General features: G+C 66.9%; 1 protein-coding gene. It reads right to left on the bottom strand.

Features of this window, described 5'->3' with window-relative positions:
• A partial coding sequence (locus BT993_RS07045; protein ID WP_143604339.1) for a M15 family metallopeptidase occupies nucleotides 1-266 on the bottom strand: 266 nt, incomplete at both ends.

Genomic DNA, 266 nt, shown 5'->3' with positions numbered 1-266 from the left:
ACCTTTGCCCGCCCACAGCCAGTAGTCCGAGACCTTCAGGTTGAGGTCGATCGCGGCGGCATAGCCATGCATGCTCATCCGCCCGGTATCGGCGACGGCGCGACAAGATAGCACACCCGCGATCGGAAACGCCGCGGCGCGCAGCGCCGGATCGAGCGCGTCGATCTCGGCGGAGACCTGCTTCAGCCGCTCGGCGACGCCGTTGGCCCGTGTGACCTGAACCGGCTTGCCCCAGGATTTCGGCAGCCAGGTGATCGTCACCAGGT

Origin of the sequence: Streptobacillus ratti (genome assembly GCF_001891165.1) — a bacterium.
Taxonomy (GTDB): domain Bacteria; phylum Fusobacteriota; class Fusobacteriia; order Fusobacteriales; family Leptotrichiaceae; genus Streptobacillus; species Streptobacillus ratti.
Note: the sequence above shows the minus strand (reverse complement) of the source record. Positions and strands in the feature narration are given on the sequence as shown.